The following is a 19,170-nucleotide window of genomic DNA, read 5'->3' on the forward strand; positions in this document are numbered from 1 at the left end:
GGTTAAAATCCATTCTCTACTTCACGCATGTCCGGCAGTTTGTGTGCAATACCCTTGTGGCAATCGATACAGGTTTGCCCGTCCTTAACTGCCTGATCGTGCATCTTCGCTGCCACACCTTTCTGCATCGTCAGATCCATGAATTCGAAGTTGTGACAGTTCCGACACTCTTGTGAGTTGTTGTTTTTCATTCGACGCCATTCGTTCTGCGCCATCGTGAGGCGATGGTCTTCAAACTTCTGTGGCGTGTCAATCAGGCCCATCACTTTTCCGTAAAGTTCTTTGCTTGCCTGGATCTTGCGCAACATTTTCGGTGCCCACTCGTGCGGAACGTGGCAATCCGGACAGGTTGCACGCACGCCGCTACGGTTGTTGTAATGCACCGTTTCCATATATTCCTGATAAACGGTATTGCGCATTTCGTGGCAACTGATGCAGAACTCTTCACGATTAGACATTTCCATGCCGGTGTTGAATCCACCCCAGAAAATAATCCCGGCGATAAACCCTGTCAGCAACAGCGTTCCCAGTGCCAGGCGGCTCGGTCGCCGCCACCATTGCCAGAGGCGTCGAATAATTCCCGGTTTACGGTTCGATGTTTCCATAGCAGCCTCTTACTTCCCGAACCCTTTCGACGGGGTAAATGTATTTTCGACAATCGGCGCGGCATTGGTCTGCGGCACGTGGCATTGCAGGCAGAAATACCGGCTCGCCGACACTTCAGCCAGCACTTTACCGTCGCTGTCCATGAAATGGGTCGGGCTGATGCGCGGCGAACCTGTGGTGCGGTAACTCTCCACACCGTGACACTGTAAGCAGCGATTGGTGTTAGTGGTTACCTGGTAGCCATCCACACTGTGCGGGATCATCGGCGGCTGGTTGACGTAGTTCAGCGCCATCCGCTCCTGCTCTTTCGGCATGTGGATCGCCCCTTCCTGCGTTCCCGACACTTCAGGCGACTGGCTGAAATCCACACCATTCGCCGCCCAAACCATCCCGCTTACTACCAGGGCCAGCGCCGCCATCCCTTGACTAAACGCCTTTATCAGGACATGGTTTTTCATGATTTCGCTCCCGAACTCCATCGTGTAGTTATTGTGAATACATCCTCAGGGCAGACATCCACACAGCGGCCGCAGGTCATGCAATCGCGGCCGGTGATCTGCACCGGACTTTGCTCATCCAGAACCGGAGCACGTAACACATGCGGCTCCGGGCAAACGTGAAAACAATCCATACAGCGCGAACATTTACCACGCCCTTTCGCTGACACCGTCAGCACGCCTTTGCTGCTCACCACGCCATACAGCGCCCCCAGCGGGCAAAGATGCCCACACCAGCCATGTTCTACTACCAGCAAATCAAACAAGAACAGCGCCAGCAGCAGAAACGCGCCAGTACCAAACCCGGACACCAGACTACGCCCTGTCAACGACACCGGGTTTATCCACTCCCAGATGAGCGTGCCGGTGATCGCTGCGCCCACCAGCACCATCACCAGCAGCAAATAGCGCAGATAACGGGGAATGGTGGCGGACTGGCTGATATCGAGCCGGCGACGAAGCCAGCTGGCGAGATCGGTAATCGGATTCACCGGGCAGACCCAACTGCAGAACAGTCGTTTCCCTGCGATGGCATAAAACAGTACGATGATAATGGCACCGGTTAGCCCGAGAACGGCGGGCAAATGACCGCTGGCGAGGCTTTGCAGAACCATCAGCGGATCGGTAAGCGGCACGGTATCGAGCAACAGACTGCCGCTGTAGTTTCCGCGCAGGATCCAGATGCCGTACCATGGTCCGCTCAGGAACATGCCGAGGATCAACAGTTGACTCACGCGGCGCAACACCAGCCATTTGTAACTGCGCCACCATCCTTTTTTCGCCAGCGCTTCACGGCCAGCGTCGCATTTACGGTTTGCCATCGCTTCCCTCCAGCCAACCGAAACGGTAGTGGTGCCCCAGTTCCCCTTTCGCCAGCGACAGCGGCAACACTTTTATTGCCGGCTGTTCCAGCACACAGGCTTTCTCGCATTTCCCGCAGCCGGTACAGGCATCGCTGTGGACAGTCGGTATAAAGCGGGCATGTTTGCCAGTGCGCATGTTGCGATCCAGTTCGAGCGTAATCGCCTTATCGATAGACGGGCAGACGCGATAGCAGACATCGCAGCGTAAGCCCTGATAGTTCAGGCAGTTTTCCTGATCGAGCAGGACTGCCAGCCCCATCCGGGCATCGTCAATAGAAGCAATTTCGCTGTCCAGCGCGCCACTCGGGCAGACCACTGCACAGGGAACGTCTTCGCACATTTCGCAGGGAATATCACGGGCGACGAAATACGGCGTCCCCGCCGACAACCCTGACGCCAGCGTCGCCAGCTTCAGGGTGTCGTACGGGCAAGCCTGAACGCACTGACCGCAACGGATACAGGCACTGGCAAAGGCATTTTCCGCCAGCGCGCCTGGTGGGCGCAGCCGCACGCCACTGGCACGCGCGGTCTGCTGTTGCAAACCCAGCGCGACGCCAACGACGGTCAGCCCACCCGCTGCGCGAACCATATCACGCAGAAAGCGGCGACGACCTTGCGACTTCACGACCCGGGACATGATACGTTACACCTTTGCCAGTTTAACGGCGCACTTCTTGTAATCCGTCTCTTTCGAGATCGGATCTGTCGCATCCAGCGTCAGTGCGTTGGTCAACTGTGCGGCGTCAAAGAACGCCATATACACGAGACCCTGCGGCGTACGGTTACGACCACGCGTCTCGACGATGGAGACCACTTCGCCACGGCGGGAGATGACTTTTACCTTGTCGCCACGACGCAGATTGCGTGATTTCGCATCCTGCGGGTGCATAAACACCACCCCTTCCGGGAAGGCGCGGTGCAGTTCCTCAACACGGCGAGTCATACTGCCGGTATGCCAGTGCTCCAGCACACGCCCAGTTGACAGCCAGAGATCGTATTCGCTGTCCGGCGCTTCTGCGGGCGGCTCGTACGGCAGGGCGAAAATAGTCGCTTTGCCGTCCGGCTTGCCGTAGAACTTGTAGCTCTCGCCCGCTTTCACGTACGGGTCGTTGCCTTCGCTGTATCGCCACAACGTCTCTTTCCCGTTGATGACCGGCCAGCGCAGACCGCGTGCTTTGTGGTAATCGTCGAACGGCGCCAGGTCATGGGCATGTCCGCGACCAAAGGCGGCATACTCTTCGAACAGCCCTTTTTGCAGATAGAAACCAACGTCACGGGACTCGTCATTAAGCTGCCCTTCCGCCAGCTCAGTGAGCGGGAATTTGGTGGTTTCAGCGTTCGCAAACAGCACGTCAAACAATGTTTTGCCACGCAGTTCTGGTTTCTTCGCCAGCAACTCTTCGCTCCACACCTCTTCGGTTTTGAAACGACGAGCAAACTGGACAATCTGCCACAGGTCGGATTTTGCTTCGCCCGGTGCTTTGATCTGCTGGCGCCAGAACTGAGTACGACGCTCGGCGTTACCGTAGGCCCCTTCTTTTTCTACCCACATAGCGGTAGGCAGAATCAGATCCGCCGCCAGCGCGCTCACCGTCGGGTACGGATCGGAAACGATCACAAAGTTACGCGGATCGCGCCAGCCTGGCATACGCTCCTGGTTGATGTTCGGACCGGCCTGCATGTTGTTGGTGCACATGGTCCAGTAAACGTTCAGCTTGCCGTCTTTCAGCGCGCGATCCTGCGCCACGGCGTGCAGACCGATTTTCGGCGGAATGGTCCCTGCCGGAATATTCCACTGCTTCTCAGTGACTTCACGATGCTTCTCGTTGGTCACCACCATGTCAGCCGGCAGACGGTGGGCGAAGGTCCCGACTTCACGCGCCGTACCGCAGGCCGAAGGCTGGCCAGTCAGTGAGAACGGCCCGCAACCCGGCTGAGAGATTTTGCCGGTCAGCAGGTGCAGGTTGTAAACGAGGTTGTTGGCCCAGACGCCACGGGTATGCTGGTTGAAGCCCATCGTCCAGTAGGAGATGACCTTTTTCTTCGGGTCAGCATAAAGCTGCGCCAGTTTTTCCAGCTGATCGGCAGGCACGCCGGACATCTGGGTGGCTTTTTCAAGGGTGTACTCCGCCACAAATGCTTTGTAATCCTCAAAAGTCATCGGCTCGGAGGTGTCGGCGCCAGGGTTTTTCGCTTTCTGCTCCAGCGGATGGTTCGGGCGCAGACCGTAGCCGATATCCGTCGTCCCTTTACGCAGGGTGACGTGTTTGTCGAGGAAATCCTGGTTCACCGCATTGTTCTGAATCAGATAGTTGGCGATGTAGTTGAGGATCACGAGGTCGCTTTGCGGCGTGAAGACCATACCGTTGTCAGCCAGTTCAAAGCTGCGGTGCTGGAAGGTTGAAAGTACAGCCACGGTAACGTCCGGATTGGCCAGTCGGCGGTTGGTGATGCGCGACCACAAAATCGGGTGCATCTCCGCCATGTTCGACCCCCAGAGCACAAACGCGTCGGCATGTTCGATATCATCGTAACAGCCCATCGGTTCGTCCATACCAAAGGTACGCATAAAGCCCACTACCGCCGACGCCATACAGTGGCGGGCGTTAGGATCAAGGTTGTTGGAGCGGAAACCGGCTTTGAACAGTTTCGCTGCCGCGTAACCTTCCCAGATGGTCCACTGACCGGAACCAAACATGCCGATCGATTCTGGACCTTTCTCCTTCAGCGCGGTTTTAAACTTCTCTTCCATGATGTCGAAGGCTTGTTCCCAGCTGATCGGGGTGAATTCGCCTTCTTTATTGAATTTACCGTCGGTCATACGCAGCAACGGCTGAGTAAGACGGTCTTTGCCGTACATGATTTTGGGCAGGAAATAGCCCTTAATGCAGTTCAGGCCACGGTTTACCGGGGCATCGGGGTCACCCTGACAGGCGACAATACGGCCATTTTGCGTACCGACCAGAACGCCACACCCGGTACCACAAAAGCGGCATGGCGCCTTATCCCATTTAATGGCTTCCTGTTGCCCCACCACGGCGCGTGCAACACCGGGAACACTGAGACCGGCAGCCGCCGCAGCGGCCGCAACGGCGTTAGCTTTCATAAAGCTACGACGACTGAGTTTCATGGTGCTTCCTCACCTTGCTCATCCTGCTGGTGATATACCAGCGAAACCGCCAGCACGCCCTCTGTGTTGCGTACCGACTCGATAGTGTCTAACAGCATCTGGCTTTCCGTCGCTTCAACCACCACCACCAGATTGCCGCTTGCGACATCAAAAACTGCGACTTCACAACCAGGTAGCCCGTTCAGCGTGTTGCTGATCTCAGGAACCTGCTGATTCTTTGCCTGAACCACAAGGCTACAAACCTGCCAGAGCGTTTCCATGGCTATACTCCGCCGTTATTGCATTGACCGGGCAACGGGTGACGCAGGCGCCACAACCATTGCACGTTTGTTGATTTAATTCCGGTTGCCAGATACCTCTCATCCCGGGACGAAAGACAATCGCCGATGCATCACAGCTATCCTGACAATGGCGACAGTCGATGGACTGTTGCGCCAGACAGCGTTCTCCGATGGTTATCGTGAGTTCCCATGCCCTGGTGTGGCGCGGCAAAAAAAGAGATTCGGGGCAGGCCTTCGCGCAGGCATAACAAAAGGAGCATTCGCCGCGCAGAAAATCGATGGTGGGGTACCCCCCGGATCCACGGTTCAGCACGCCGGTTTCACAGTGCTCGACACAGCGGTCACAGCGGGTACAGCGCGCGAGAAAATCCGCTTCTCCACCACTCCAGGGGGGACGGATGGCCGGAACGGCATTACGCCAGGATCCGGTTAACATGCCGCGACGTGTAACATCCACCATGACGACTTCCTTGCAAGGCTCAGGGATCTATCAAAAACTCTTATATTTATTGCGTACCCATCTATTACGTACGTTATGTGAGGAAGGAGGACAGGAGCATACCCCGATGGAGGTAAAAGCCGTGGCGGGATCAAAAAGAGTTACGATTTGTTACAGTCCGGCGGCGCGACAGCGTCTGCGCAGACCAGATCACAACAGATCTGCTTTCGGACTGACTCAACGATTTAAGATAAATTCTTGCAATATGGCTGATAAAGTGAGCATCCTTTTTCAACCACTGACCGTGGGTCTGACAATGGACTTAACAACACTACAGGAAGTTAACCAATGAAAATCAACGCCATGTTTAGCGCACTGCTGATCAGCTCTGCGCTGTTTCTCTCCGCCTGTGACAGCACCGACACCGCAGACACCGGTAACGCCACCAAAATCCTCGACGGCAAAGCCTCTATTGTGCTGCCGGAAGGTTTCGTGAAGATGCCGAAGGATCTGATGGATAAAAAATACACCAACCCGGGTCAGCGTCCGCAGGAAGCCTGGTATGTGGAAAGCGAAGGTGGCAAAGTGACGCTCGCGTTCGCAGTAACCGAAAACCGTGTGACCGAAGCGTTGCTCCCGCAGGTAATGACCGCACTGAAAACCCAAATGAACACCTTCTCACCGGTGGTCTCTGAGATGACTATCGACGGTAAAAAAATGGCCCGTCTGGAGATGACAACGCCAGGTGTTGACGCGAAGATTTTCAACGTGATGCAGATTTCCTCCATGGACGGGAAAATGATGATTTCGACCTTTAACGCGACGGAAGACATCAAAGATAAATACGCTCAGGCCGGTAAAGATTCCCTCTCGACCCTGAAGTATTAATCACTCCCTTGCTGGCGTTTCGGAGGAAGCGCTACTTTGTCCGCTTCCTCCAGCGCCATCGCCACAAACGCACGTGCGGCGGCGGTCTGCCAGGCTCCCTTGCGCTGCATGAGTACCGCGGTTCTTTCCAGCAATGGCGGTGTCAGCGATACCGCAATCAAATCATCGCGCTGCACCGCAATGGCGGCCGGTAACAGCGTCGATAACGGCGTCCGGCGGATCAGCGATAATACTGCGTTGATCGAGTTGGCTTCCATCGCCACCTGCGGGCGTAATCCCATCTGACGGCAGTAGCGATCAATCTGTTCGCGCGTAGCGAATTCCGCACTCAACAGAATCAGTTTTTCCTCGTTAAGCACACTCAGCCCGACAGATTTTTGTTGCGCCAGCGGATGATGACGGGCCACGACCAGAGCAAGCGTTTCGGTGAGCAGCGTCTGTGCGTCGATATCCGGCGAGTGCACTTCATCAAACGCGATCCCCACATCCAGTTCATCATTGACCAGCAGCTCTTCAATTTTGTCCTGCGACATCTCCTGCAGCTGCAACGTCACATTGGGGTAACGTGCGTAAAACGCGGCAATCAGCGGCCCGATGAAATACGCCGTAAAGGTCGGCGTGACGGCAACACGCAACGAACCCCGGCTTAAATCTTCGACATCATGAATCGCCCGTTTTCCCTCTTCCAGCGCCTGCAGCGCGTTTCGTGCATAGCGAAGCCAGGCCTCGCCCGCATCGGTCAGCCGGGTGTTGCGTCCGGTACGATCGAACAACTGCGCGCCCAGTAAGCTCTCCAGTTGTTTTATCTGCTGCGATAGCGCGGGTTGCGAGACATGCAACGCCGCAGCCGCACGCGTGAAACCATGGTGTTCGGCGACGGCGAGAAAATAATGGATATGTCGGAACAGCATCTGACCACCTATAAGTTTTTCCAATAGACTCCATCATAAATGAGTCTTTTATCTTATGGAATGATCCGCGTAGCCTTCTCGTCATCGCATAGCGAGACAGAGGATTTATCGTGAAAGAGATTATTGACGGCTTTCTGAAATTTCAGCGTGACGCATTTCCTGAACGTGCTGATTTATTCAAACGCCTTGCCACACAGCAAAACCCACGCGCGCTATTCATCTCCTGCTCAGACAGCCGCCTGGTGCCCGAACTGGTGACGCAACGCGAACCCGGCGATCTGTTTGTGATCCGCAACGCCGGGAATATCGTGCCCTCGTACGGCCCGGAACCCGGCGGCGTCACCGCCTCAGTAGAGTACGCGGTTGCCGCGCTGCGGGTCTCAGACATTGTGATTTGCGGCCATTCCGACTGCGGCGCCATGACCGCCATTGCCGGTTGTCATTGCCTCGACAACATGCCTGCTGTCGGTCACTGGCTGCGCTACGCCGACTCCGCCCGGGTGGTTAATGAAGCGCGGGAGCACCTGAACCTGCATGACAAAACCGCCTCAATGGTACGCGAAAACGTCATCGCCCAACTGGCCAATATTCAGACTCACCCTTCGGTACGTCTGGCGCTCGAAGAAGGACGCATCGCCCTGCATGGCTGGGTATATGACATCGAGAGCGGCGAAATCACAGCTTATGACGGCGTGACCCGCCAGTTCGTATCGCTGGCAGAAAACCCGGAGACACGCGCCATGCCTTATCGTCCGGCGTCTGCGGCATAACCCTTTTATTCCATACATCATCAGAGGTTTTACATGATTCAGTCACAAATTAATCGCGATATTCGTCTGGCACTGGCTGACCAGATCCTGCTCATTAAAGCGAAGAAAGATCTGACTTTCGCCCAGCTCGCTGACGGTACCGGTTTAGCCGAAGCGTTTGTTACCGCCGCACTGCTGGGCCAGCATGCTTTGCCGGCAGACGCTGCACGCCTGGTGGGAGAGAAGCTGGAGCTCGACAACGATGCCATCCTGCTGTTACAGACCATTCCGCTGCGCGGCAGCATTGATGATCGTGTGCCCACCGACCCCACAATGTACCGTTTCTACGAAATGTTGCAGGTTTACGGCACGACGCTGAAAGCGCTGGTCCACGAGAAATTTGGCGACGGCATCATCAGCGCCATCAATTTCAAACTGGATGTGAAAAAGGTTGCTGACCCGGACGGTGGCGAGCGGGCGGTGATTACACTTGATGGTAAGTATTTGCCAACCAAACCTTTCTGACAGGAGTAAACGATGCCTTCTCATGATGACTACCTGCAACAAGCGCTGACACTGGCAGAAAAGAATGTTGAGCAGGGTGGACGTCCGTTTGGCGCGGTGATTGTGCGCAAGGGTGAAGTGGTGGCGGAAGCCGTGAATACATTACATCTTGATGACGATCCCACTGGCCATGCGGAGCTGAACGGGATACGGGCGGTATCCGCCCGATCAGGCAGCGCGGCACTGCGCGAATGTACTGTGTATGCCAGCGGACAACCCTGCCCGATGTGCCTGAGCGCGATGTATCTTACTGGCGTGCGGGAAGTGTATTTTGCCAACAGCAACAACGATGGTGAACGTTTCAGTCTCTCTACTGCCGCCATCTATCAGCAGTTACAGCAACCCACAGAGCAACAATCGCTGCCGGTTTATCACCGTCCACAGGCAAACGGTATTGCGCTGTACGCGCGATGGGCACAAAAACAGTCATGAATAAAACACCACGTTTTGGTCTGATGCTGTTGGTTCTGGTGCTGATGGGTCTCAATATGCGGCCGCTGTTGACCTCCGTCGGGCCGCTACTGCCGCAATTGCGCGCCGCCAGCGGGATGAGTTTTACCGTCGCCGCCCTGCTCACTGCGTTACCGGTGGTGGCGATGGGCGGGCTGGCGCTGGCGGGAAGCTGGATCAACACGCACATCAGCGAGCGCAACAGTGTAGCGCTGAGCTTACTGATGGTGGCTACGGGCGCACTGTTGCGCGAACTGGCGCCGCAAAGCGTAGTGCTGCTGAGCAGCGCGCTGCTCGGCGGGATCGGCATAGGGATCATTCAGGTGGTCATGCCGACGGTCATCAAACGCCTTTTTCATCGCCGTATGCCGCAGGTCATGGGTCTGTGGTCCGCCGCGCTGATGGGCGGTGGCGGCCTCGGCGCCGCGCTGACGCCGTGGCTCGCCGCGCACAGCGATGTCTGGCATCGATCACTCGCCTGGTGGGCGTTGCCCGCCGTTATCGCGTTGATCGGCTGGTGGCCGAACAGCAAATCGCTGGCGCAGGATGAACAAAAAACAGCATCGACACGCGTGCGTATCACTTTTCATCCCCGCGCGTGGACCCTGGGGCTCTATTTCGGCGTCATCAATGGCGGCTACGCGAGCCTGATCGCCTGGCTGCCGCCGTATTACATTCAGCTTGGCACCAGCGCCCAGTTCAGCGGCACATTACTGGCGTTGATGACTGTCGGGCAAACTGCGGGAGCGCTAATCCTGCCGATGCTGGCGCGCCGTCAGGATCGCCGATTTCTGCTGATGCTCGCTCTCCTCCTGCAGATGATCGGTTTCTGTGGGTTTATTGCCGCCCCGCTGCATATGTCCATTTTTTGGGCGGTTATCTGCGGCTTTGGCCTCGGTGGCGCGTTTCCGCTTTGCCTGGTCCTGGCGCTTGACCACGCCTCTCATCCAGTGATTGCCGGACGGCTGGTCGCCTTTATGCAGGGCATTGGTTTTATCATTGCCGGGCTCTCACCATACCTTTCCGGCGTGCTGCGCAGTCTCAGCGGCAATTATCTTATGGACTGGACTTTTCACGCCTTCTGCGTGGCAGGGTTAATGTTGTTAACGCTGCGGTTTGTTCCTGCGCACTACCCGCCAGAGTGGATCGAGAAAATCTGACAGACAGCGGCCGAAATACCCGCGAAATCAATAAGGTAATTCAGCCCTTTTTTACCGTTTCGAAGCGTCGCCCGAATGCAATATATTACTCTGCGAAATTAATCTGTCGCCGAATCACGACAGTTGTAAGTCGCTAAAAATAAATAAAAAAATCCCTCTTGCTACCCCTCATTTTTAGGCGTACATTAGCGCCGTCTGGAGCGAGATCGCACAGAATTCCGAGGTGGTGCCACAGCGAAACCGGGAGTATTCCTAAAACGGTTTCGGGCTGGTGTCAGCTCTCTATAATCAGTTACTTGAGCGTATCAGTACAACGCGGAGTGGTGAGACGTGAAATATTTCTTTATGGGCATTTCTTTTATGGTCATCGTTTGGGCCGGTACCTTTGCCCTGATGATCTAAACTGAGCATAATGCAAAAAAAACAGGAGCCATCTGGCTCCTGTTTGCGTTTTATGACGTCTCTTCGGCTGATGTTTTTGCCGTTGCAGGCAACAGACCATCAGCGCGGAACATCGCCTTAATGCCCCTCACCGCCTGGCGAATACGATCGCGGTTTTCAATCAGCGCGAAACGGACATGCGTGTCGCCGTAGTCACCAAAACCAATGCCGGGCGAAACGCAGACCTTCGCGTCTTTCAATAGCTTTTTGGCGAATTCCAGCGATCCCATTTCCGCGTACGGTTCCGGGATTTTCGCCCACACGTACATCGACGCTTTCGGCATGTCGACCATCCAGCCTGCTTCGTGCAGCCCCTTCACCAGCACATCGCGGCGTCGTTTATACTGGGCGGCGATGTCGCGTACGCATTGCTGATCGCCTTCCAGCGCGGCAATGGCCGCCACCTGAAGCGGCGTAAAGGTACCGTAATCATGGTAACTCTTGATACGCGCCAGCGCGTTGACCAGCACCGGGTTGCCGACCATAAAACCGATGCGCCAGCCTGCCATGTTGTAACTTTTCGACAACGTGAAGAACTCCACAGCGACATCTCGCGCGCCGGGTACCTGCATGATTGACGGCGCTTTCCAGCCATCGTAAACAATATCGGCGTAAGCCAGATCATGAACGACCAGCACGTCATAGCGTTTCGCCAGCGCGACGACTTTCTCAAAGAAATCGAGCTCAACACATTGCGCCGTCGGGTTTGACGGGAAGCCGAGGATCATCATCTTCGGTTTCGGGTAGCTTTCGCGGATCGCGCGTTCCAGTTCGTTAAAGAAATCGACGCCTTCCACCAGCGGCACCGAGCGCACCTGCGCGCCGGCAATCACTGCGCCGTATATGTGAATCGGATAACTGGGATTCGGCACCAGCACGGTATCGCCGTGATCGAGCGTCGCCAGCATCAGATGCGCCAGCCCCTCTTTCGAGCCGATGGTAACAATCGCTTCGGTCTCGGGGTCGATATCAACGTGATAGCGATCCAGATACCAGCGCGAAATGGCCCGACGCAGGCGGGGAATACCTCTTGATGCCGAGTAACCGTGCGTGTCCGGGCGTTGCGCCACGGTACAAAGTTTCTCGACGATATGCGGCGGTGTCGGGCCATCAGGGTTGCCCATACTGAAATCGATAATATCTTCGCCACGCCGACGCGCAGCCATTTTCAGCTCGGCAGTAATATTAAAAACATACGGAGGGAGACGATCGATACGCGTAAAACGGCGTTCAGGACTGAAGTCAGCCATAGATTCCTCGGAGTAACGTTAGCGCCCGGACCGTCCGAGCGACGCTGCCACGTGTGTGGCGTCTTTAGAAAATACGCTGAAAAATTTCCTGCTGTCGAGAGGATGAACAAAAAATAATTGCGCAGCTGCAAAAGAGGAACATGTTCAGCCAGCGAAATAACAATGATGTTCCGCAAATCGGCAAAAAGAAATTTTTAATTAACACAATAACATCAGAATTCTTACTTTGTTTTTTCGCGATTGCCGCATTTTCCCTGCACAACGGAAACTCGTTGACAATCCCCTTTTAAATTTATGGTTTTTCCGGTTTATGCGCCCGGTGCGGGATAGCTGGTCATTCGGCACGAGGTTTTCTATCATACCCCTTCCCTGCATTACCGATGGCGTCCCCATGCACGAAATATTCACCATGCTGCTCGCGGTCTTCGATCGGGCGGCACTGATGCTGATCTGTCTGTTCTTTCTGATCCGTATCCGCCTGTTCCGCGAGCTGCTGCACAAATCCGCCCACACGTCGAAAGAACTGCTGGCAGTCACCGCCATTTTCTCGCTGTTCGCCCTGTTCAGCACCTGGTCCGGCGTGCCGGTGGAAGGGTCGCTGGTCAACGTGCGCATCATCGCCGTGATGTCCGGCGGAATTCTGTTCGGCCCGTGGGTGGGGGTGATCACCGGCCTTATTGCCGGGACGCATCGTTATCTTATCGACATCGGCGGCGTGACAGCGGTGCCCTGCTTTATCACCAGTATCCTGGCAGGCGTGCTGTCAGGCTGGATCCATCGCCGTGTGCCAAAAGCGCAGCACTGGAAGGCAGGGATTCTGGGCGGTATGGTGTGCGAATCGTTGACGATGATTCTGGTAGTAATATGGGCGCCCACCACGGCACTGGGCATTGATATTGTGTCCAAAATCGGAATTCCGATGATCCTCGGCAGTGTCTGCATCGGGTTTATCGTTCTGCTGGTGCAAAGCGTGGAAGGGGAAAAAGAGGCCAGCGCCGCGCGTCAGGCCAAGCTGGCGCTGGATATCGCCAACAAAACGCTGCCCTTGTTTCGCCATGTGAACAGCGAATCGCTGCGTCAGGTTTGCGATATCATCCGTCGCGATATCAATGCCGATGCGGTCGCTATTACCAATACCGAGCACGTGCTGGCCTACGTCGGCGTCGGGGAAAACAACTACCGCAACAGCAACGACATCGTCAGCCCGACGACCCGCCAGGCGATCAACAGCGGGGAAATTATCATTAAAAACAATGATGAAGCGCACCGCACGCCGGAAATTCATTCAATGCTGGTCATCCCGCTCTGGGAAAAAGGCATCGTCACTGGCACACTGAAAATCTATTACTGCCACGCGCACCAGATTACCTCGTCGTTACAGGAGATGGCGATTGGCCTGTCGCAGATTATTTCCACCCAACTGGAAGTTTCCCGCGCCGAACAGTTACGCGAAATGGCAAATAAGGCAGAGTTACGCGCACTACAAAGCAAGATAAATCCCCATTTTCTGTTTAACGCGCTCAACGCTATCTCATCGTCGATTCGCCTGAACCCCGATACCGCGCGGCAACTGATCTTCAATTTATCGCGCTATTTGCGCTATAACATTGAATTAAAAGACGATGAACAGATTGATATCAAGAAAGAGCTTTACCAGATAAAAGATTATATCGCGATAGAACAGGCGCGTTTCGGTGACAAGCTGACGGTGATCTACGACATTGATGATGAGGTCAGTTGTGTGATCCCAAGCCTGCTGATCCAGCCTCTGGTAGAAAATGCCATCGTTCACGGTATTCAGCCCTGCAAGGGTAAAGGGGTGGTGACGATTGGCGTGACCGAGTGCGGTCACCGGGTACGCATCAGTGTTCGCGACACCGGCAACGGCATTGACCCGAGTGTGGTGGAAAGGGTGGAAGCCAACGAGATGCCGGGCAATAAAATCGGTTTGTTGAACGTCCATCACCGCGTGAAACTGTTGTATGGCGAAGGGTTGCACATTCGTCGTCTTGAGCCGGGAACCGAGATTGCGTTTTATGTGCCGAACCAGCGTTCGCCTGTCGCGACGCCCTCCCCGCTGTTACTCTGATCCGGAGTTCATATGAAAGTCATTATTGTTGAAGATGAATTCCTCGCCCAGCAGGAACTGACCTGGCTTATCAAAGAACACAGCCAGATGGAAATCATCGGCACGTTCGACGACGGGCTGGATGTGCTGAAGTTTCTGCAGCACAACAAAGTGGACGCCATTTTCCTCGACATCAATATCCCTTCGCTGGACGGCGTATTGCTGGCGCAAAATATCAGCCAGTTTGCCCATAAGCCCTTTATTGTGTTTATCACTGCGTGGAAAGAACATGCGGTGGAAGCTTTCGAACTGGAAGCATTCGACTACATTCTGAAACCGTATCAGGAGTCGCGGATCATTAATATGCTGCAAAAGCTGGAAAATGCCTGGCAGCAACAGTCGGGCACCAGCACGCCCGGCGTGGCATGGGAAAACGATACCATCAACCTGATCAAAGACGAGAAGATTATCGTCACCAGCATCAACGATATTTATTATGCGGAAGCGCACGAGAAAATGACGTTTGTTTATACGAAGCGCGAATCCTTCGTGATGCCGATGAATATCACTGAATTTTGCAGCAAACTGCCGCCGTCACACTTTTTCCGCTGCCATCGATCCTTTTGCGTGAACCTGAATAAGATCCGCGAAATCGAACCGTGGTTTAACAACACTTATATTCTGCGCCTTCGGGATCTCGATTTTCAGGTGCCTGTCAGCCGCAGCAAAGTGAAAGAATTTCGCCAGTTGATGCATCTGTGAGGAATACCCGGCGGGCCAGCGCCTGCCGGGTAAAAGACTTAGAGGTATTGCCCGAGGATCTGACGCAGGTGAGCGCCGGAACCGAGAAGCCCCGGGTTTTCGTGGACGATCAGATAAACCGGAATATCCTGCACGTAGGACTTAAAGCGCCCTTTGTCTTCAAACGCGCCACGAAAACCCGAGGCTTTGAAGAACTCGAGGAAGCGCGGCACAATCCCGCCCGCGATGTATACGCCCCCAAAAGTGCCCAGCGTCAACGCCAGGTTGCCGCCAAACCGACCCATGATGACGCAGAACAGCGACAACGCGCGACGACAGTCAATGCAGCTATCTTCCAGCGCCCGCTCAGTGACGTCTTTCGGTTGCAGGTTTTCCGGCAGACGACCGTCTGATTTCACAATCGCCCGGTAGAGATTGACCAGCCCCGGCCCGGAGAGCACCCGCTCAGCAGAAACGTGACCGAGCTCCGCACGCAGTTCCTCAAGGATAATGCCCTCTTCTTCGCTGTTGGGTGCGAAATCCACATGACCGCCTTCGCCCGGCAGACTGACCCAGCGCTTATCAACATGCACCAGATGCGCGACACCCAGCCCGGTTCCCGCGCCAAATACGGCAACAGGTTTGCCGTCAACCGGTTCTGCACCGCCGAACTGAATCAGATTCTCTTTTTTCAGCATCGGAATTGCCATCGATACCGCCGTGAAATCATTAATAATTTCAAGATGTGAAAAACCGAGATTTTTTTTCATTTCTGCGATTGAAAACGCCCAGGTATGGTTGGTCATCGCTACCCAGTCGCTGGTGACGGGACAGGCAATGGCGATACAACCATCTTCGACCGCCACATCGTGCTCTTTTAAATACACCCGTACGACCGCTTCCAGACTGGGGTAATCCAGCCCGGAATACGTTTTGGCCCGTGAAATCTCACCGCTGGTCATATCACACAGCGCCAGACGCGCATTGGTACCGCCGACATCACCCACTAACGCAAACTTTGTCATTCTGTTACTGCTCCGCTAAAGTCAGAATACTTTTCTGCAAACACTGTAAATTCATGACGCCAGAACGACAACGCCCGCCGTACAAGCGCCCCAGGATTATCGATCTGCGTCACAGATTACGTTTATCGTTTCAGCACCATTTGCACTGACGCCTCCCGCAAACGGGCGCACTGTGCTGTACACTGAAACTAAAAGGAAATCACCATGCTCCATCCGCGAGCCCGTACCATGTTGCTGCTCTCCGTGCCGGCATTGTTGATTGGTATCGCATCCAGCCTGATTTTAGTCGCGGTGATGAAAGTTGCCGCGCTCGTACAAACCATTCTCTGGCAAACATTCCCGCTCAGACTCGGCGTTGGACTTGATTCCCACGTCTGGATCGTGGTGATGCTGACGCTGACAGGGCTGGCTGTGGGTCTGGTGATCCGCTACAGCCCGGGACATGCAGGGCCGGATCCGGCGCTGGAGCCGCTGATTGGCGCGCCGACCGACACAGGTCCACTGCCAGGCTTGATCCTCGCGCTGATTCTCGGGCTGGCGGGCGGCGTCAGTCTTGGGCCGGAGCACCCGATCATGTCGGTGAACATTGCACTGGCGGTGGCCATTGGCGCGCGCGTGTTCCCACGTGTCAACGCTCTCGACTGGACGATCCTCGCCGCGGCAGGCACCATTGGCGCGCTGTTTGGCACCCCGGTCGCCGCAGCGCTGGTCTTTTCACAAACCCTGAGCGGCAACGGCGACGCCCCGCTATGGGATCGCCTGTTTGCGCCGCTGCTCGCCGCCGCCGCAGGTGCCCTGACGACCAGTCTCTTTTTTCAGCCCCATTTTTCACTGCCGATCCCCCACTACGGACAGATGCGTATCGTGGATATCTTCAGCGGGGCAATCGTCGCCATTATCGCTATCGCTGTCGGGATGGTTGCCGTCTGGTGTCTGCCACGTATGCATACCCTGTTGCATCGCCTGAAAAACCCGATACTGATCCTCACGCTGGGCGGTTTTTTGCTCGGTCTGCTGGGCGTGGTGGGCGGGCATATCACGCTGTTTAAGGGGCTGGATGAGATGCAGCAACTGGCGTTCAGTCAGACGCTGACAGCGTCCGATTTTATGCTCATTGCGCTAGTGAAACTGGCGGCGCTGGTGATTGCCGCCGCCAGTGGTTTTCGCGGCGGGCGCATCTTCCCGGCAGTGTTTGTCGCCGTCGCCCTTGGGCTGATGCTGCATGCCCATGTGGACGCGGTGCCAGCGGCTATTACTGTCTCCTGCGCCATCCTGGGGCTGGTACTGGTGGTTACGCGCGACGGCTGGCTCAGTTTGTTCATGGCCGCCGTCGTGGTTCCGGATACAACCCTGTTGCCGCTGCTGTGTATCGTAATGCTGCCAGCCTGGCTATTGCTGGCAGGGAAACCGGTAATGATGGCGCAGCGGCGTGAGTGATTATGCGGTCTGGTTGCGCGCTTCGATGGACTGCGTAAGCACGCGAAGGAAATCCGGGATGTCCATTCGGGGCAGCATTACCTCCACCAGCGTTAACCGGTCGCGCCGTTCGCTATGGGTCAACGCCTCTTTCAGTTGTACCGCCTGAGTGACACGCCAGCACTGCGCCTGGCTGTCGAGATTGAGCGCCTGCGGCAGTTGCGTCCAGTTCCATAGCGAAATGTCGTTGTAACGTTCTTCCGGCCCGTGAATGGCCCGCTCAACGGTGTAGCCTTCGTTGTTCAGTAGCAGGATAACCAGTCGCTGGTCGTCGCGCATCATTGAGCCTATCTCCTGAATCGTCAATTGCGCGGCGCCGTCGCCGATGATCAACACCACTCGTCTGTCCGGAGCGGCGGTTTGCGCGCCAAAAGCGGCGGGCAGCGTGAAGCCAATCGAACCCCACAGCGGCTGGACAATCAGCGTGACATCCCGGGGAAGTTTCAGCGCGCCCACACCAAACGCCGAGGTGCCCTGATCGGCCAGTACGATGTCTCCCGGCTGTAACTGTTCTTGTATCGTGCTCCAGAAATTTTTCTGCGTCAGGTCGCCCTGCTTCTCTTTGGCGATTGGTCTGCTCGAATAGTGCGGTACTATCCATTGCGAGGACAGTGAGGCGGTAACCTCAATCAACGCCAGTAGCGCCTGGTGCATCGGCAGACCACTGAACCAGCGATGACCAATCCGTGCCGCAAAGGGCTGCAGATCGATGGTTTTTTCAACGTTGATTTGATGCGTAAAGCCGACGGTCAGGGTATCGGTGAAACGGGTACCGACGCAGATCAGCGTTTCGGCGCTTTCCACAATTTCACGGGTTTGTTTGTCGCTGGCGACACCGCTGTAGGTACCAATAAAAGCCGGATGCTGTTCGTTAAAGAGCCCTTTACCCATCAGCATGGTGGCATGCGGCAACGGTTGCGAATCCACCCACTGCTGAAGCTGTTGCTGCAGGCCAAAACGCTGGGCCAGAAAATCAGCTAACAATACGACGCGGCGATTGTTGCTTAACAGGCGGCGTGCCTGTTCTTTGAATTCAGCCAGTTGATTGTCATCCACCGTTGAAGACGCAATAGTCAGTGGACAACCCGGCGGCGACGTCGGCGCACTGGCGACATCCGCAGGCAGCATCAGATAGGCAGGACGGCGCTGGGCGATCATTTCCTGCAGTACCCGGTCGATTTCCCGGCAGGCATTATCAACGGTCAGTTGCGCCTGCGCACAGCTCACCGGCCTGCTCATTTCATAAAAATGGCTAAAGTTTCCGTCACCGAGCGTATGATGTAATAATTCACCGCGTTGCTGTGATGACGTCCGTGGCGCGCCGACGATATGCAGTACCGGCACATACTCAGCAAAACTGCCTGCGGTGCCGTTGATGGCGCTCAGTTCGCCAACGCCATACGTAGTTAACAGAGCGCCAGCCCCCTGAATACGGGCATAGCCGTCGGCCGCGTAAGCGGCGTTCAGTTCGTTCGCACAACCAACCCAACACACAGAATCATGGGCAATGACATGATCGAGAAACTGCAGATTATAATCGCCAGGGACGCCAAACAGGTGGTCGATGCCCAGCGCAGAGAGACGATCCAGTAAATAATCACCAATAGTGTAAGTCAGTTGCATAGCGTCAC

20 protein-coding genes are annotated in these 19,170 nt (G+C 55.6%); 9 read left to right on the top strand and 11 right to left on the bottom strand.

All coding sequences use genetic code 11. The features are described 5' to 3' along the window. Window positions 1–2: 2 nt before the first annotated feature. The 7 genes from napC to napF are packed head-to-tail and all read right to left on the bottom strand — an operon-like array spanning window position 3 to window position 5,837. Window positions 3–605 carry a cytochrome c-type protein NapC gene (gene napC, locus GTGU_RS11170; RefSeq protein WP_038156818.1) on the bottom strand — a complete coding sequence of 201 codons (603 nt, stop codon included), beginning with the start codon at window positions 603–605 and terminating at the stop codon, window positions 3–5. 9 nt (window positions 606–614) lie between these two features. Then, the gene (gene napB, locus GTGU_RS11175; RefSeq protein WP_038156821.1) at window positions 615–1,064 is read right to left on the bottom strand and encodes a nitrate reductase cytochrome c-type subunit; all 450 of its coding nucleotides are present in this window, start codon (window positions 1,062–1,064) and stop codon (window positions 615–617) included. Next, on the bottom strand, window positions 1,061–1,924 hold the full coding sequence (gene napH / locus GTGU_RS11180) for a quinol dehydrogenase ferredoxin subunit NapH (RefSeq protein ID WP_038156825.1): 864 nt from the start codon (window positions 1,922–1,924) through the stop codon (window positions 1,061–1,063). The genes napB and napH overlap by 4 nt, the downstream gene beginning before the upstream one ends. After that, on the bottom strand, window positions 1,911–2,603 hold the full coding sequence (gene napG, locus GTGU_RS11185; RefSeq protein WP_038156829.1) for a ferredoxin-type protein NapG: 693 nt from the start codon (window positions 2,601–2,603) through the stop codon (window positions 1,911–1,913). Before napG ends, napH begins: the two co-directional genes overlap by 14 nt. A 6-nt stretch (window positions 2,604–2,609) precedes the next feature. After that, window positions 2,610–5,096 (bottom strand): nitrate reductase catalytic subunit NapA, encoded by a 2,487-nt coding sequence (napA, locus tag GTGU_RS11190; protein WP_038156831.1) that lies wholly within the window; start codon window positions 5,094–5,096, stop codon window positions 2,610–2,612. Continuing rightward, window positions 5,093–5,356, bottom strand: coding sequence for a chaperone NapD (napD, locus tag GTGU_RS11195; protein WP_038156834.1), 264 nt, complete (start codon window positions 5,354–5,356; stop codon window positions 5,093–5,095). The genes napA and napD overlap by 4 nt, the downstream gene beginning before the upstream one ends. Further along, window positions 5,331–5,837, bottom strand: coding sequence for a ferredoxin-type protein NapF (gene napF / locus GTGU_RS24605; RefSeq protein WP_072011961.1), 507 nt, complete (start codon window positions 5,835–5,837; stop codon window positions 5,331–5,333). Before napF ends, napD begins: the two co-directional genes overlap by 26 nt. 327 nt (window positions 5,838–6,164) lie before the next feature. On the opposite strand from napF, the gene GTGU_RS11210 reads away from it, so the two are divergent. Then, the gene (locus GTGU_RS11210; protein WP_038156837.1) at window positions 6,165–6,704 is read left to right on the top strand and encodes a hypothetical protein; all 540 of its coding nucleotides are present in this window, start codon (window positions 6,165–6,167) and stop codon (window positions 6,702–6,704) included. Here GTGU_RS11210 and cynR read toward each other — a convergent pair. Further along, complete coding sequence (cynR, locus tag GTGU_RS11215; protein ID WP_038156839.1) at window positions 6,701–7,615, bottom strand: transcriptional regulator CynR; 915 nt, start codon at window positions 7,613–7,615, stop codon at window positions 6,701–6,703. The two genes, GTGU_RS11210 and cynR, sit on opposite strands and share 4 nt — an antisense overlap. Before the next feature lie 110 nt (window positions 7,616–7,725). On the opposite strand from cynR, the gene GTGU_RS11220 reads away from it, so the two are divergent. The 5 genes from GTGU_RS11220 to ypdK all read left to right on the top strand — a co-directional run bounded on the left by GTGU_RS11220 (window position 7,726) and on the right by ypdK (window position 10,940). Then, on the top strand, window positions 7,726–8,385 hold the full coding sequence (locus tag GTGU_RS11220) for a carbonic anhydrase (RefSeq protein WP_038156841.1): 660 nt from the start codon (window positions 7,726–7,728) through the stop codon (window positions 8,383–8,385). 33 nt (window positions 8,386–8,418) lie between these two features. Then, entirely contained in the window at window positions 8,419–8,889 is a 471-nt protein-coding gene (gene cynS, locus GTGU_RS11225; RefSeq protein ID WP_038156843.1) for a cyanase, read from the top strand. Between the two features lie 12 nt (window positions 8,890–8,901). Next, window positions 8,902–9,360 carry a nucleoside deaminase gene (locus tag GTGU_RS11230; RefSeq protein WP_038156846.1) on the top strand — a complete coding sequence of 153 codons (459 nt, stop codon included), beginning with the start codon at window positions 8,902–8,904 and terminating at the stop codon, window positions 9,358–9,360. 23 nt (window positions 9,361–9,383) lie between these two features. After that, on the top strand, window positions 9,384–10,538 hold the full coding sequence (locus tag GTGU_RS11235; RefSeq protein ID WP_211252866.1) for a cyanate transporter: 1,155 nt from the start codon (window positions 9,384–9,386) through the stop codon (window positions 10,536–10,538). A gap of 330 nt (window positions 10,539–10,868) precedes the next feature. After that, window positions 10,869–10,940 (top strand): membrane protein YpdK, encoded by a 72-nt coding sequence (gene ypdK / locus GTGU_RS25725; protein ID WP_010723117.1) that lies wholly within the window; start codon window positions 10,869–10,871, stop codon window positions 10,938–10,940. Between the two features lie 50 nt (window positions 10,941–10,990). Here the strand turns inward: ypdK and alaC are convergent, their stop codons facing one another. Next, on the bottom strand, window positions 10,991–12,229 hold the full coding sequence (alaC, locus tag GTGU_RS11240) for an alanine transaminase (protein WP_038156848.1): 1,239 nt from the start codon (window positions 12,227–12,229) through the stop codon (window positions 10,991–10,993). A gap of 391 nt (window positions 12,230–12,620) precedes the next feature. On the opposite strand from alaC, the gene GTGU_RS11245 reads away from it, so the two are divergent. Next, window positions 12,621–14,318: a sensor histidine kinase gene (locus GTGU_RS11245; RefSeq protein WP_038156849.1), complete on the top strand. Its 1,698-nt coding sequence runs from the start codon at window positions 12,621–12,623 to the stop codon at window positions 14,316–14,318. Between the two features lie 12 nt (window positions 14,319–14,330). Continuing rightward, complete coding sequence (locus GTGU_RS11250) at window positions 14,331–15,059, top strand: LytR/AlgR family response regulator transcription factor (RefSeq protein WP_038156851.1); 729 nt, start codon at window positions 14,331–14,333, stop codon at window positions 15,057–15,059. A gap of 38 nt (window positions 15,060–15,097) precedes the next feature. Here the strand turns inward: GTGU_RS11250 and glk are convergent, their stop codons facing one another. After that, on the bottom strand, window positions 15,098–16,063 hold the full coding sequence (glk, locus tag GTGU_RS11255; RefSeq protein WP_038156852.1) for a glucokinase: 966 nt from the start codon (window positions 16,061–16,063) through the stop codon (window positions 15,098–15,100). A gap of 204 nt (window positions 16,064–16,267) precedes the next feature. On the opposite strand from glk, the gene GTGU_RS11260 reads away from it, so the two are divergent. Next, on the top strand, window positions 16,268–17,500 hold the full coding sequence (locus GTGU_RS11260) for an ion channel protein (RefSeq protein ID WP_038156854.1): 1,233 nt from the start codon (window positions 16,268–16,270) through the stop codon (window positions 17,498–17,500). On the opposite strand, the gene GTGU_RS11265 is transcribed toward GTGU_RS11260, so the two are convergent. Continuing rightward, entirely contained in the window at window positions 17,501–19,162 is a 1,662-nt protein-coding gene (locus GTGU_RS11265; protein WP_038156857.1) for an alpha-keto acid decarboxylase family protein, read from the bottom strand. Window positions 19,163–19,170: the final 8 nt, after the last annotated feature.

The organism is Trabulsiella guamensis ATCC 49490, from assembly GCF_000734965.1.
GTDB classification, from domain to species: domain Bacteria; phylum Pseudomonadota; class Gammaproteobacteria; order Enterobacterales; family Enterobacteriaceae; genus Trabulsiella; species Trabulsiella guamensis.

Coding starts and splice junctions, on each gene's coding strand:
- napD (WP_038156834.1), bottom strand. CDS start 5,356: ATGGAAACGCTCTGGCAGGTTTGTAGCCTTGTGGTTCAGGCAAAGAAT.
- alaC (WP_038156848.1), bottom strand. CDS start 12,229: ATGGCTGACTTCAGTCCTGAACGCCGTTTTACGCGTATCGATCGTCTC.
- cynS (WP_038156843.1), top strand. CDS start 8,419: ATGATTCAGTCACAAATTAATCGCGATATTCGTCTGGCACTGGCTGAC.
- GTGU_RS11260 (WP_038156854.1), top strand. CDS start 16,268: ATGCTCCATCCGCGAGCCCGTACCATGTTGCTGCTCTCCGTGCCGGCA.
- GTGU_RS11235 (WP_211252866.1), top strand. CDS start 9,384: ATGCTGTTGGTTCTGGTGCTGATGGGTCTCAATATGCGGCCGCTGTTG.
- napB (WP_038156821.1), bottom strand. CDS start 1,064: ATGAAAAACCATGTCCTGATAAAGGCGTTTAGTCAAGGGATGGCGGCG.
- napF (WP_072011961.1), bottom strand. CDS start 5,837: ATGGTGGATGTTACACGTCGCGGCATGTTAACCGGATCCTGGCGTAAT.
- napH (WP_038156825.1), bottom strand. CDS start 1,924: ATGGCAAACCGTAAATGCGACGCTGGCCGTGAAGCGCTGGCGAAAAAA.
- napC (WP_038156818.1), bottom strand. CDS start 605: ATGGAAACATCGAACCGTAAACCGGGAATTATTCGACGCCTCTGGCAA.
- cynR (WP_038156839.1), bottom strand. CDS start 7,615: ATGCTGTTCCGACATATCCATTATTTTCTCGCCGTCGCCGAACACCAT.
- GTGU_RS11210 (WP_038156837.1), top strand. CDS start 6,165: ATGAAAATCAACGCCATGTTTAGCGCACTGCTGATCAGCTCTGCGCTG.
- GTGU_RS11250 (WP_038156851.1), top strand. CDS start 14,331: ATGAAAGTCATTATTGTTGAAGATGAATTCCTCGCCCAGCAGGAACTG.
- napA (WP_038156831.1), bottom strand. CDS start 5,096: ATGAAACTCAGTCGTCGTAGCTTTATGAAAGCTAACGCCGTTGCGGCC.
- napG (WP_038156829.1), bottom strand. CDS start 2,603: ATGTCCCGGGTCGTGAAGTCGCAAGGTCGTCGCCGCTTTCTGCGTGAT.
- glk (WP_038156852.1), bottom strand. CDS start 16,063: ATGACAAAGTTTGCGTTAGTGGGTGATGTCGGCGGTACCAATGCGCGT.
- GTGU_RS11245 (WP_038156849.1), top strand. CDS start 12,621: ATGCACGAAATATTCACCATGCTGCTCGCGGTCTTCGATCGGGCGGCA.
- GTGU_RS11265 (WP_038156857.1), bottom strand. CDS start 19,162: ATGCAACTGACTTACACTATTGGTGATTATTTACTGGATCGTCTCTCT.
- GTGU_RS11230 (WP_038156846.1), top strand. CDS start 8,902: ATGCCTTCTCATGATGACTACCTGCAACAAGCGCTGACACTGGCAGAA.